Raw genomic sequence first — 13,527 nt, forward strand, 5'->3', positions numbered from 1 at the left:
GGCGTCGGCGAGCGGCCTGGGGCAGCCCCGGCTCACCAGGCGCCGTGACCAGACCGGCGCGATGACGACCAGCGCGGCCGTCGCGACCACCGACAGCGCGAAGCCCACGTCGACGGCCAGCTGCGGGGCCATCGCCAGCAAGACCAGCACCGTGGCGCTGAGCGCGGGGATGGCCTGGCGCCGCCGCGAGAACAGCATCCCGGCCAGCGCGATCGCGCCCATCACGGCCGCGCGCAACACGCTCGCCGTCGGCTGCACCAGAACGACGAACGCTACGAGTGTCAGTCCGGCGAGGACGACGGCCGCCCGAGGGCCGATCAAGCGCGCCGAGAACAGCACGGCCGCACACACGATGGTCACGTTGGCACCCGACACCGCCATCAGGTGCGTCATGCCCGCCGCGCGGAAGTCGCGGTCGGTCTCGGCGGTGACCGCCGAGGTGTCACCCAGGACCAGGGCGGGCAGCATCGCCGCCAGCTCGGCCGGCAGCGCGCCGCGAACGGCGGCGGCGAACCGGCCGCGCACCGTGTGGGCGGCCCGCTGCACGGCGCCGGCGGTGCCCAGGGCAGGCCGGCCCGACGCGTTGAGCACCGCAACGGTGAGATCGCGGCGGGTCGGGCGGCCGATCCGCGCGGTGAATCGCACCGGCCGGCCCACCATCAGTCCGTCGGCTTCCGATTCGAAGTCCGACGCGCGCGCGAAGACCACAACGCGACCGGAAATCGGCGCGTCGCGCAGCCGCTGCAGCGTGGCGCGAAACATGAGCCGGCCGCGGCTCAGCGAGACCGGGCTCTCGGTGGGTGTGACCGTCACCGGGGCGGCCGTCCCGAACGCCGCGGTGATCGGGTGGCGATCGACCGCTTCCGCGCGCAGCGCGACCGCGAACCCGAACCCGGCGCCGATGACCCCGGCCGCGGCCAGGCCGGTGCCGACGGCTCGCAACGGCCCGGTTGCGCCCCGCCGACCGTGCGCGGCGTACCACGCCAGCGCGCCGGAGGCGGCGGCCAACGCGACGCAACACGCCGCCACCACCCGGCCGATCGGCCACCAGATCCCCGCGGCGGTCACCACCCAGCAGGTGACCGCGGCCGGCACCAGGCGGGCGTCGACGCGCGCCGCGCCCTCTTCGACGAGGCCGGAACCGTCCACGGGTCTCAGACACGGACCAGGGCGCGCAACTTCTCCAGCCTCGCCGGACCGATGCCGTCGACCTCGGCGAGCTGGTCCACGCTGGTGAACTTGCCGTTCGTCTGCCGCCAGGCGACGATCGCGGCGGCCGTGACCGGCCCGACGCCGGGCAGGGCGTCCAAATCCTCCGCGCTCGCGGTGTTGAGGTCGAGCACCTCGCCCGCCTTCGGCCTCGCCGGTCCGGCCCCCTGCCGCGGTGGCTTCGACGTCGGTGTGGGGCCGGACGCCACCGAGCTTCCCAACGCCGCCGGCTGCCCGGGGGTCGGGGCGAGCCCGACGACGATCTGCTCGCCGTCACCGAGCGGGCGCGCCATGTTCAGTCCGATGGTGTCCGCCCCGCTGACGGCGCCGCCGGCGGCCTGCAGCGCGTCGGCGACGGGCGCCCCGGGCGCCAGGGTGACCAGCCCGGGATTGTGCACCAGGCCCACCACGCTCACCACCACGGGCCGGTCGGGGCCGGCACTCGGGCCGGCGGACGACTTGGGACTCACCGTCGCCGCCTTCTCCACCGGCGGCAGTTTGGCCGACATCACCGGCGCGGGCCGATCCCTCAGCAGCGTGAATATCGTGACGAGCACGGCCAGCGCCGCCACGATCGCCAGGCCGATCGCGCCGGCGCGCCCCGGGTCGGCACGCAGCCTGGCCAGACAGCCGCGCTCCGCGGATGCGGCGGGCAGCCAGCGCGGCAACAGCGAATTCTGGTCCTCGTCGGCCGACTGCCCGGCTGCCGTCGACTCCGCGGCGTCGGGCTCGGCGGCCGGCTCGGCGCCGAGTCTCCGCTGCAAACGCGCTGCGGGAAGTTCTGTTCGCATGCGCCGACCGTAGGTGCGCCAACCGTCGGCTCGGCCCCGACCGGCGACGGCAAGGCCCGAGACTGTGGACTAAACCGAGGCTGTGGACAACGGCTGCGGGGAATGGGTCAAGATGGAGCCAAGAACGGCATCGCCAGAACCGGGCCCTCCGACGCTGGTGGCCACGTTCACCCCAGATGACAGGAGGCCGCCGTGCAACTGGCGCTCACACCGGAGGAAGCCGCGTTCCGCGACGAGCTCCGCACCATCTACACCACCAAGATCCCCGAAGAGGTGCGCGAGCGGGTGCGCCGGGGTGCGGCGGAAGTGAACCACGACGACATCGTCACCAGCCACAAGATCCTGCACGAGCACGGCCTGGCGGTACCGAACTGGCCGGTCGAGTGGGGCGGCAAGGAGTGGACGCCCACCCAGCACCAGATCTGGGCCGACGAGATGCAACTGGCGTGCGTCCCGGAGCCGCTGAACTTCAACACCAAGATGGTGGGCCCGGTGATCGCCGAATTCGGTTCGGAGGAGGTCAAAGAACGCTTCCTGCCGCCGACCGCCAGCCTCGACATCTGGTGGTGCCAAGGCTTTTCCGAGCCTGAGGCCGGTTCGGACCTGGCGTCGCTGCGCACCACCGCGGTGCGGGACGGCGACAGCTACATCGTCAACGGCCAGAAGACCTGGACCACGCTCGGCCAGTACGCGGACTGGATCTTCTGCCTGGTGCGCACCGACCCGCAGGCGCCCAAGCGTCAGGCCGGCATCTCGTTTCTGCTGTTCGACATGAAGACGCCGGGCATCACTCTGCGGCCCATCAAGACGATCGACGGCGGCCACGAGGTGAACGAGATCTTCTTCGAAGACGTCCGCGTGCCCGCCAATCAGCTTGTGGGAGAAGAGAACAAGGGCTGGACGTACGCGAAGTTCCTGCTCGGCAACGAACGGACCGGCATCGCCGGCGTCGGGCGGACCAAGGTGCGCCTGGCCGAGGTGAAGAAGCACGCCGCGGCGGGCGGCGTGCTGGAGGATCCGCTGTTCGCGGCCCGGCTCGCCGAAGCCGAAAACGAGCTGCTGGCACTGGAACTCACGCAGTCGCGCGTGGTCACCGATTCCGCGAACGGGCAGCCCAATCCGGCGTCGTCGGTGCTCAAACTCCGCGGCAGCCAACTGCAGCAGATCGCCACCGAACTGCTCGTCGAGGTGGCCGGGCCCGACGCGCTGCCCGCCGACGGGGAAGGCATCGCGTCTCCGGACTGGGCGCAACACAGTGCGCCGCACTACCTCAACTACCGCAAGACGTCGATCTACGGCGGCAGCAACGAGGTGCAGCGCAACATCATCGCGTCCACCATTCTGGGATTGTGAGGCAGCCATGGACTTTCAGTTGACCGACGAGCAGACACTGCTCCGCGACACCACCCGCGAACTGCTCTCACGCAGCTACGACCCGGAGAGCCGCAACAAGGTGATCGGCTCTGACCTGGGCTGGAGCCGCGAGGTATGGAGTCAGCTCGCCGACACCGGGATCCTCGGCCTCGGCTTCGACCCGGAGGAGGCGGGCCAGATCGAAATCATGGTCGTGCTTGCCGAGGCGGGGCGCCGGCTGGCCCCCGAGCCGATCCTGCACGCCGCGCTCGCACCGGGCGCGCTGATCGCCGAGTTGGGCACGGATGCCCAGAAGGAACAACTCGACGACGTCGCGGCCGGCCAACGCCTGCTGGCCTTCGCCCACCTGGAACCGGGCCACCGCGCCCCGACCGCGGACGTGGGCACCAAGGCTGTGCGGCAAGGCGATTCGTGGGCGCTGAGCGGACGCAAGAACCCGGTGCTCGCCGGCGACTGCGCCGACACCCTGGTGGTCAGCGCCGCGTTACCGAACGGCGGCACGGGGCTGTTCCTGGTCGACGCAAGCGCCGTTACCCGTCACCCGTACCGGACCTTCGACGGACAGCGCGGCGCGCAGATCGACTTGGACGCCACACCCGCGGAGCCCCTGGGCGAAGCGGCTGACGCGTCGCAGGCGATCCGCGACGCCATCATCCGCATCCAGGCGGCGCTGTGCGCCGAAGCGGTCGGGGCGATGGAGGAAGCGCTGCGACTGACCACCGACTACCTCAAGACCCGCAAGCAGTTCGGCGTCACGCTCAACAAATTCCAGGCGCTCACCCAGCGGGCGGCCGACATGTACGTGTCGCTCGAACTGGCGCGCAGCATGAGCATGTACGCGTCGATGTCGATCTCGGACGGCAACATCGATCCGGTGATCGCCTCGCGGGCCAAGCTGCAGATCGGCCGCTCGGGCCGGCACATCGCCCAGGAGTCGATCCAGCTGCACGGCGGCATCGGTGTGACCGCGGAATACCCGGTCGCCCACTATGCCGCCCGGCTCACCGCGATCGAGCACACGCTCGGCACATCCGGCGACCACCTGCACAACCTGATCGACCACATCGGCGACTACGACCTGGCCCGTCTCTAGTCATGGCCGCGCCCGCCACGCTCTCGCAGAGGGTTGTCGAGTTCCTGTCAGCCGGCACCCGTACGGGCATGCTCGGTTACGTTGCCGCCGACGGCCGGCCGCTGGTCGCGCCGGTGTGGTTCGTCGTAGACGAGGGACAGCTGGCGTTCAACACCGGCCGTGACACTTCGAAAGGCCGTGCCCTGCATAGTGATCCGCGAGTGGTGATGTGCGTCGACGATCCCCACCCGCCCTACTCGTTCGTCCAGGTGCAGGGCGTGGCGACGGTGAGCGAGGATCCGGCCGACGTGCTCGACATCGCCACCCGCACCGGCGCGCGGTACATGGGCGCCGACCGCGCCGAGGAGTTCGGCCGCCGCAACTCCGCGCCCGGCGAACTGGTGGTGCGCCTGCGCCCGACCAAGGTCATCGCCGGTTTCGATATCAGCGACTGACGCCGCGGCGCACGCCGACCGGTTGTCCGCTCATGCGGGTCCTGCCGCACCGCCGGGCTCCGCGCCGCGCGCCCCCGACGCCTGTACCACCTCGGGCATCTGACCGGCCAGGTACTCGGCGAGCGCGCCGATCGTCGGATAGTCGAAAACCGCTGTGGCGCTGATGGTGAACGCGCCACCGAACTGACCGTACAACCGATTGCGGAGCTCGACCGCCATCAGCGAGTCGGTACCCAGGTCCAGGAACCGGCTCGTCGCGGCCGGCGGCTGTGCGAGCCGCAGGAATTGCTGCACCTCCTGCTGCAGGAACTCCGTCAGGAAACTGACCCGCTCCGCCTCCGGGACCTCGTGCAGCTTCTTGAGCAACTCGCTGTCGCCGGGCGCGGTCGCGGCGTCGCTCGGCAACAAGTGGTCGAGAATCGGTGGGCGAGCACCACCCAGCATCTTCGCGGCGCGCTGCCAATTGGCTTTGATGACGGTCGCCTGGCCCGTGCCGTGCGCGACGATCTCACCGAGCGCGTTGAGCGCCGCGGAGGGTTCCATCGAAACCAGGCCCTGCGCACCGAGATTGGCACGCGCCGCCTCCGACGCGGCCATGCCGCCCTGCGCCCACGGACCGAAGTTCACACTGGTGGCGGGCAGGCCTTGCGCCCTGCGCTCCGCGACCAGCCCGTCGAGCAGCGCGTTGGCCGTCGCGTAGTTGGACTGCCCGGGTGAACCGAGCACGCTGGAAATCGACGAGTAGACGATGAAGAATTCGAGTTCGTCTTTTCTGGTCAGCCGGTGCAGGTTCCAGGACCCCAACGCCTTTGGCAGCAGGGTCGTCCGGAAGCGGTCGACGCTTTGCTGCGGCAGCAGCGCGTCATCGAGCACGCCCGCCAGGTGCACGACGCCCGCCAGCGGCGGCAACTCCGCCCGGATCCGCTCCAGCAGTTCCTCGACCTCGTCCTCGTCGCCGATATCGGCCGCAAAGGTGTGGATCCGGCACCGGTAGCGCTCGGTGATGGCGGCGATCGCCTGTTGCGCGTCCGCGTCGGGCGCGCGGCGGCTGGTCAGCACGATGTCGCCGGCACCGAGTTGGGCCAGGTAGGACGCGGTGTGCAGGCCGAGCGCGCCGAGGCCGCCGGTGATCAGGTAGCTCCGATCGCCCTGCGGCTGCAGCGGGCTCGGCATCTGCAGCACGATCTTGCCGATGTGCCGCGCCTGCTGCATGCGGCGAAACGCGGTCTTCGCCTCGGTCAACGGGTAGATCTCGGCGGGCAGCGGCGCCCACTCGCCGTCGCCCAACCCGTCGGACACTTCGCCCAGCAATCGCCGGATGCGCTCCGGGTCTTGCACGATCGTGCCGTCCAGCGCAACGACCTCGTAGGCGATGTCGGGACGGGCCGCCGCCATCTGCGCATGCGTCCAGATGTCTCGCTTGGCGATCTCGGCGAACCGGCCATTGCGGGCGGTGGCCCGCACGGTCGCTTCCACAAAGCCTTCGTTGGTAAGGCTGTTGAGCACCACGTCGACGCCCGCCCCGTCGGTGTCCGCGAGGATTTGGTCAGCGAACTCCGTCGTGCGCGAGTCGTATACGTACTTCACACCCAGCTTGCGCAGTGTCGCCCGTTTGTAGGTGCTGGCGGTGGCGAAGACGATCGCGCCCTGCTGCTGCGCCATCTGGATGGCGGCCAGTCCGACGCCACCGCTGGCGGCGTGGATGAGCACGCGGTCACCGGGCTTGAGTTGCGCCCAGTCGAAGGCGAGTCGCACGGTGAGGGCGGCCGCCGGAATGGTGGCCGCCGCCACCGCACCCAGCTCGTGCGGTACCGGCGCCAGCAGTTGGGCGGGCACGTTGATCCGGCTGGCGAAGGCCCCCTGCATGAAGCCGAAGACACGCTCGCCGACCTCGAATCCGGCCACACCCTGGCCTATTTCGGTGACGATGCCGGAGAAGTCGCCGCCGATCAGCCCCGGATCGCCCGGGTAGAGGCCCAGCACGTTGAGCACATCCCGGAAGTTGAGACCGGCGGCCTCCACCCGGATCTGAACCTGGCCGGGTTCCGGCGACGGGACCTCCGTCTCGGCGAGACGCAGGTTGTCGATCGCGCCGCGTTCGGTCGGCGCCAGCACGTAGTCGCCCGTGCGCGGTACGGCGAGATGACCGCTGCGCGCCCACGGCAGCAGCCTGGACGCCAGGAACTTCCCTTGCCGCAGTGCGACTTCGGGTTCTTCCAGAGACGTGTCGGGCGCGCTGAGCAGCCCGCCCAGCGCGTGCACGGCCTCGTCGGATCCGTCGTGATCGATCAGCCTGCAGCGCAGCGTCGGCTGCTCGGAGATGATGGTGCGTCCCAGCCCCCACAGCGCGGCCTGCACCGGGTCGACCCGCTCACCGGATTCGGTCGCCACGGCCCGTTCGGTGATGATCCACAGTCCGCCGGGCAGTTTCACCGACTCTTCGGCCAGCAGCGTGTGCACGGCGCCCAGCAGATTGCCGATGTCCGTCTCCAGCCGGGCGGCGAACTCGTCGCTCGACTCCTCCGCGCCCGGTCGACCGCTGCCGCGCCAGACGACGCCGGTGATCGGCGCGCCGTTCTCCCGCGCTTGGGCGAACAGCTGCTGCCAGTCCCGCTGTCCCATGGCCGCGGTGGACGGAATGCAACCCGGCAGTTCGGCCGCCAGCTCGTCGAATCCGGCGACCAGCCAAGTGCCGCGGTCCTTTTCGCCCTGGCCCGTGCCGGTGCTCGACGCCGGTGCGGGCACCTCGTGCCAGCCGAGGGTGTACAGCAGCCGGGCGACATCGCCGCCAAGTCCGCGCAGCAACGCTTCGCGGGGCGCGCGTTTGACGGTGAACTCGCGTATCCCGCCCAGGTGGCGGCCATCGCGATCCACGAAATCAAGGTCGAAGACCTGTGTTTCGCTCTCCATGCCGCCGGCGCGCCACTTGGCCCGGCAGTAGAACCGCCGCGGCATCCGCTCGGCGAGCATCACCCCCCCATAGCGCAGCGGCAGAAACAGGTCGGGGACCGCTCCCTGCTCGGTCGCCGCGAGAAGCGCGGGAAACGCCGGGAAGGCGACGCCGGTGCACAGGTCGAGCAGTACCGGGTGGACCGGCTCGCCGCCCAGGTGTTCGGCGAGTTCTTCACCGACGACGACGTCGCCGATCGCCTCGCCCTCGCCCACCCATAGCGATTTCAAGGAGGTGGACCAGGTGGGGCCCCAGGCCAGTTCCATGTCGGCGAAGGTGTCGAACAGCTGCTGGGGGCGGGTACGGTTCAACCGTTCGACCGCGGCGTCAACGGAATCCACCGGCTCGTCTTCGACGTCGGCGCCTCCGGTGACGACGGTGCCGTCGGCGTTCAGCGACCATTCCGCGTCGCGGACGCCATAGGGACGGCTGTGCACCTGGAAGGTCCAGCCACCACGGTCTTCGGACGGATGCAAGGTCAGCTGCACCTCGCGAGAACTCTTGTCGGGCAGGATGATCGGTTCGTAGAAGAAGACGTTTTGGACCTGAGCCGGCGTCCCGACCGCGGCAAGGGCCATCGCCGCGTAGGTCGCTCCGGGAACGACAACGGTGCCATAGATGACGTGGTGGGACAGCCACGGCTGCGATTTGACGGACAGCCGACTGGTGTACACGACATCACCGGAGGCCAGATCCTTTTCGCTGCCGAGGATTCCGGACACGGCGGCGCCCGGACCGTCGACGCCGGCGATACCGGACGCCTTGGGCCAGAAGTGGCGGCGCTGGAACGGATAGGTGGGCAGGTCGAGTCTGCGGCCGGGTCGCTGGTGGACCGTGGCGAACTCGGGCCGGTGCCCGGCGACGTAGGCCGCCGCCAGCGCATCGGAGATCTGACGCCGGGCGCCGGCGCCCTTGCGCAGGGAGGCGATCGCGCGTGGCGCCGCCGAGTGTTCCGGCCAGGCCTGCACCGCGGACGCGGTCAGGATCGGTTGCGGACCGATCTCCATCAGCACCGAGCAGCCCAGCGCCGCCACCGTGCGCACGCTCTCGGTGAACTGCACCGGCTGGCGGGAATGCCGCCGCCAATACTGCGCGTCCAGCGGGGTTTCCGCGGTCAGCACCGCGCCGGTGCGGTTGCACACCAGCGGGCGGGTCGGGGTGGCGAACTGCAGCCGCGTCGCGTACGCCTCGAATTCGTCGAGCACCGGCTCGAGCAACTCGGAGTGGAAGGCGTGGCTGGTGTCCAGCCAGGTGCAGCGGATCCCGTCATCGCTGAAGGCCGTGACGATCTGTTCCAAATCGGTACCCGGACCCGACAACACCGTATTGCGGCCGTTGTAGGCGGCGACGGAAACCCGGGAGAACCGCTTGGCGGCGTCCTCCACGTGCTCGGGGTCGGCGAACACCGCCACCATCCGGCCACCCTCGGGCAGGCTGCCGAACAGCCGCCCGCGTTCGGCCATCAGCCGCGCACCGTCCTCGAGGCTGAACACGTCGGCCACACACGCCGCCGCGTACTGGCCGACGCTGTGCCCGAGGACGACGTCGGGCTCGATGCCCCACGACTGCCACAACCGGGCCAGGCCCATCTCGATGGCGAAGAGCGCCGGCTGCGCAAACGACGTGTGCTGCAACGTCTCTGCGGCGTCGCGGTCGGTGTCGAACAGAACCTCCAACAGCGGGCGCGGCAGCATGCCGTCGACCGCTTCCGCGCACCGCGTCACGGTCTCGGCGAATACCGGCTCGGAGTCGAACAGCTCGCGGGCCATCCCCGGGTACTGGCTGCCCTGCCCGGTGAACAACCACGCCGTCTTCGGTGGGTCGCCGCACTCGCCCCGGACCACACCCGGTCGCAAACGGTTCTCGGCCAACTCGTCCAGCATCTCGCGGGCGCCCCGCGCCGAATCCACGACCAGCGCGGCGCGGTGTTCGAAGTGCGCACGGCCGACCCCGGCGGTGAAGCAGACATCGGCGATGTCGACGTCGGGGTGCGAGTCCAGCCAGGACCCGTATCGTTGCGCCAACGCCACCAACGCCTGCGGTGAGCGCGCCGACATGGGGAACACGCCGACGCGGTCGGTTGAGGCGTCCGGCGCCGGTGTCACCGCAAGGCCGTCCGCCGGGTCGGCGGTCACCGTTTCCGGTGGCGCCTCCTCGATCAGAACGTGAGCGTTCGTTCCGGTGAACCCGAACGAGCTCACCCCGGCCCGGCGCGGCCGGCCGTTGGCCTGCCAGGGCGTCGCCCTGTCGACGACCCGCACCGGCAGGGAGTCCCACGGAATGTGCGGCGACGGATTCTTGAAGTGCAGGTTCTGCGGCAGCACCTCGTGCTGCAACGACAGCACGACCTTGATCAGACCCGCGACGCCGGCGGCCGACTCGAGGTGGCCGAGGTTGGTCTTCGCCGATCCGATCAGCAGGGGCCGGCCCGGATCCCGGTCGGCGCCGTAGACGGCCGCGGCGGCCTGCACCTCGATCGGGTCACCGAGTGAGGTGCCGGTGCCATGCGCCTCGAGGTAATCGACCTCTCCCCCGCTCACCCCGGCGCGGGCCAGCGCCGCGGAGATAAGCCGTTGCTGTGCACCACCATTGGGGACGGTCAGACCGCTGGAAGCGCCGTCCTGATTGACCGCGCTGCCCCGGATGACCGCGCAGATGCGGTCGCCGCTGCGTTGCGCATCGCTCAGCCGCTTGAGCACGAGAATTCCGCAGCCTTCGCTGCGCACGTAGCCGTCGGCGGCGGCGTCGAAGGTCTTGCACCGTCCGTCGGGCGAGAGCATCCTGGCTCGCGAGGCGGCGACGATGGATGCCGGGCTCAGCAGCACGTTGACACCGCCGGCCAGCGCCAGATCGCAGTCGCCGGAGTGCAATGCCTGGCAGGCCTGATGCACGGCGACCAGCGACGAGCTGCACGCGGTGTCGACCGCCACGGCCGGCCCTTCCAGCCCGAGCGCGAAGGCGACTCGACCGGCGATCGCGTTGAGCGCGTTGCCGGTGATGAAGTGCGCCTCGATGCTCTCGACCGAGTCTCGCGACAACAGGTGCGAATACTCGTTGGCGGCCACGCCCACGAAGATGCCGCTTCGGCTGCCCCGCAACGCGGCCGGCGAATACCCGGCCCGTTCCAGTCCCTCCCAAGCGATTTCGAGCATCAGCCGCTGCTGCGGATCTATCCACACGGCCTCCCGCGGGGAGATCCCGAAGAACTCGGGATCGAATCCGGCGATCCCATCCAGGAATCCGCCGCTGCGGCTGTAGATCTTGCCCGGCGTCTCCGGGTCCGGGTCGTAGTACTCGTCGATATCGAAGCGGTCATCCGGGATCTCCCGGATCGCGTCGACACCGCCGGACAGCACCTCCCAATAGCCTTCGGGGTCGGGCGAGGCCGGAAAGCGGCATGCCACCGCGACGATCGCGATGGGCTCGTCGGCGGGCCCGGTCGTCACCGACGCCGGCCGGGCATCCGCCTTGGCGGCCGCCTGCGCGTTGAGACCCAGGACGTCGTCGAGCAGGTAGAGCGCCACGTCGGCCACCCGCGGATAGTCCATCGCGAGGGTGGCCGGCAGTTCCCTGCCCACCGCGTGCTCGACCCGGCGGCGTAACTCGACGGCCATCAGCGAATCCATGCCGAGGTCGAAGAACCCGGCCTCCTCGCGAATCTCCGCCGCGTCGATCCGTGTCACCTCGGCGACGACGTCGCGCAGGTAGTCCACCAGCAGCTTCTTCCGCTGCTGCACCGGGGCGTGGGTGAGCTGTTCGACCAGCCGGGTGTTCCCGGACGACGACGGCACCGGCACCGACTCGGGCAGCTCCCCGGCCAACGCGTCCAGGAATGCCCGCCGGCCCGCCTGCTGATAGAGCGGCAGGAAGCGGGCCCAGTCGATCCGGGCCACCACCCCGTGCGCGGCGGAAGTCGCGAGAAGGTCGGCCATTCCGGCCAACGCGTCTGCGGGTGGCAGTGTGCGGACCCCGCGCTGCTCCAGGCGCGCGCGGGCCTCCTCGTCGGCCATCCCGGCCGCCCACGGGCCGAAGTTGACGCTGACCGCCGGCAGGTCCTGCTCACGCAGCCGCCAGGACAATCCGTCGAGGAAGGCGTTGGCCGCTCCGTAGGCGGTCTGGCCGAAGCTGCCCCAGACCGAGGCGATCGAGGAGGTGCTCAGGAAGAAGTCCAGTGGCAGCTCGGCGGCAGCCTCGCTCAAATTCCAAGCGCCCCAGACCTTGCCCGCGAACACGCGATCGACTTCGGCGTCGTCCAAGGCCCGCAGCGGCGTGGTGCCCATCTCGCCCGCGGCGTGGACGATGCCCGCCAGCGGCGGCAGTTGTGCCTCGACCGTGGCCAGTAGGCGGGCGACGTCGTGCGGATCGGCGACATCGGCCGCGATGACCCGGATTTCACAATCCGACCCTTCCCGGATGGCATCGACGCGCTGCTGCGCCGCAGCACTGGGCGCCCGCCGGCTGGTCAGCACCAGGTGGCGCGCGCCGCGGTCGGCCAGGTACCCGGCGACTTCCAATCCGACGCCGCCCAGCCCGCCGGTCACCAGATAGGTTGCCCCATCGCGCAATACGAGCGGCACCGCGGTCGGCCGCCCCGAACGCCGGGTCAGCCGGGGAACGAAGACGCCGCCGTCTCTCAGCGCGATTTGATCTTCGCCCCGCGGTCCGGCCACGACCTGACCGATCAGCCGGCTCCACTCGTCGGCGCCGCCTTGGGACAGGTCTGCCAGCCCGCCCCACAGCTGTGGGTGTTCCAGGGAGGCGGCGCGCCCGAATCCCCACAGACAGGATTGCGCCGGCGACACGGTGTCGGCGTCGGTGACGCGTTGCGCACCGCGGGTGATCAACCAGACGGGGGCGCGCAGTTCCGCGGCGGCCGCGGCGCGGAAGAGTCGGCGTGTTCCGCTCAGGACGCGGTGTTGCATCCGCAGCAGTGAGCGCATCGACGGCGCCGTATCCCCTTCGAGCGCCGCGCAGTTCAGGATCCGCGGCGTCGATTCGCCTGCCGCCGTTGCGCGTAGCTCCGCTTCGAGGCGTTCCTCGTCGGCGTCCGACACGGGCAGCCCGACGATCCGAAACGGCTGGCCCTGGGCGCTCAGCGCGTCGACCAGCGGCGCGACCGCCGCGGTGTCATCGCTGATCAGCAGCCACTCGGAGCCCGCGCCCGCGAGGGCGGCAGCGACAGCGACTTTCTCCCAGCGGATCTCGTAACGAGCGTCCGCGATGGTTTGGGTCTCACGCTGCTGGTTGTGTTGTGCGGCAAGCCTGGCCAGCACGTCGGCGGTCTGCCGCTCGGCGTTCGGACCGTCGAGCAGCGCGGCGAGTTCCTCGATCCGGCCGTCCTCGAGAAGCCGGACCGCTTCGGTGCGCGCGGCGGCGGTTTCGGCGACGGACGCGGCGGCCGGGGCGTCCTTGTCGCGAAACCAGTACTGGCGATGCTGGAACGGATAGGTGGGCAGGTCAAGCTTGCGCGTGGGTCCCGGTTGCAGAGCGCCGAAGGCCGGCAGGTGGCCGCAGATGTAGGCGTTGGCAAGGGCTTCGGTGATCTGGCGGTGGTCGGCGCCGTTCCGGCGCAGCGAGGCGATCGCGCGGGGCGCGCTGGCCGGATCGGGCCACGCCCGCAGGGCGGCGGCGGTGAGCACCGGTTGCGCGCCCACCTCGAGGAGGACCGCGCAGCTG

6 protein-coding genes are annotated in these 13,527 nt (G+C 70.4%); 3 read left to right on the plus strand and 3 right to left on the minus strand.

The window, feature by feature from the left end; translation table 11 throughout:
• A partial coding sequence (locus A9X04_RS04165; protein WP_067918028.1) for a ComEC/Rec2 family competence protein occupies positions 1-1,149 on the minus strand: 1,149 nt, incomplete at its 3' end.
• A gap of 5 nt (positions 1,150-1,154) precedes the next feature.
• Positions 1,155-2,000 (minus strand): ComEA family DNA-binding protein, encoded by an 846-nt coding sequence (locus A9X04_RS04170; RefSeq protein ID WP_067918030.1) that lies wholly within the window; start codon positions 1,998-2,000, stop codon positions 1,155-1,157.
• A gap of 192 nt (positions 2,001-2,192) precedes the next feature.
• Between A9X04_RS04170 and A9X04_RS04175 the strand changes: the two genes are divergently transcribed.
• The 3 genes from A9X04_RS04175 to A9X04_RS04185 are packed head-to-tail and all read left to right on the plus strand — an operon-like array spanning position 2,193 to position 4,901.
• Positions 2,193-3,353 (plus strand): acyl-CoA dehydrogenase family protein, encoded by a 1,161-nt coding sequence (locus tag A9X04_RS04175; protein WP_067918032.1) that lies wholly within the window; start codon positions 2,193-2,195, stop codon positions 3,351-3,353.
• 7 nt (positions 3,354-3,360) lie between these two features.
• Complete coding sequence (locus A9X04_RS04180) at positions 3,361-4,467, plus strand: acyl-CoA dehydrogenase family protein (protein ID WP_067918034.1); 1,107 nt, start codon at positions 3,361-3,363, stop codon at positions 4,465-4,467.
• A gap of 2 nt (positions 4,468-4,469) precedes the next feature.
• Positions 4,470-4,901 carry a PPOX class F420-dependent oxidoreductase gene (locus A9X04_RS04185; RefSeq protein WP_067918035.1) on the plus strand — a complete coding sequence of 144 codons (432 nt, stop codon included), beginning with the start codon at positions 4,470-4,472 and terminating at the stop codon, positions 4,899-4,901.
• 30 nt (positions 4,902-4,931) lie between these two features.
• Here the strand turns inward: A9X04_RS04185 and A9X04_RS04190 are convergent.
• A partial coding sequence (locus A9X04_RS04190) for a type I polyketide synthase (protein WP_067918037.1) occupies positions 4,932-13,527 on the minus strand: 8,596 nt, incomplete at its 5' end.

The sequence above is a fragment of the Mycobacterium sp. E3247 genome (assembly GCF_001667785.1).
GTDB lineage: Bacteria > Actinomycetota > Actinomycetes > Mycobacteriales > Mycobacteriaceae > Mycobacterium.

Bases quoted from the DNA above. Each gene is read 5' to 3' on its own strand.
- A9X04_RS04185 (WP_067918035.1), top strand. From the start codon at position 4,470: ATGGCCGCGCCCGCCACGCTCTCGCAGAGGGTTGTCGAGTTCCTGTCA.
- A9X04_RS04180 (WP_067918034.1), top strand. From the start codon at position 3,361: ATGGACTTTCAGTTGACCGACGAGCAGACACTGCTCCGCGACACCACC.
- A9X04_RS04170 (WP_067918030.1), bottom strand. From the start codon at position 2,000: ATGCGAACAGAACTTCCCGCAGCGCGTTTGCAGCGGAGACTCGGCGCC.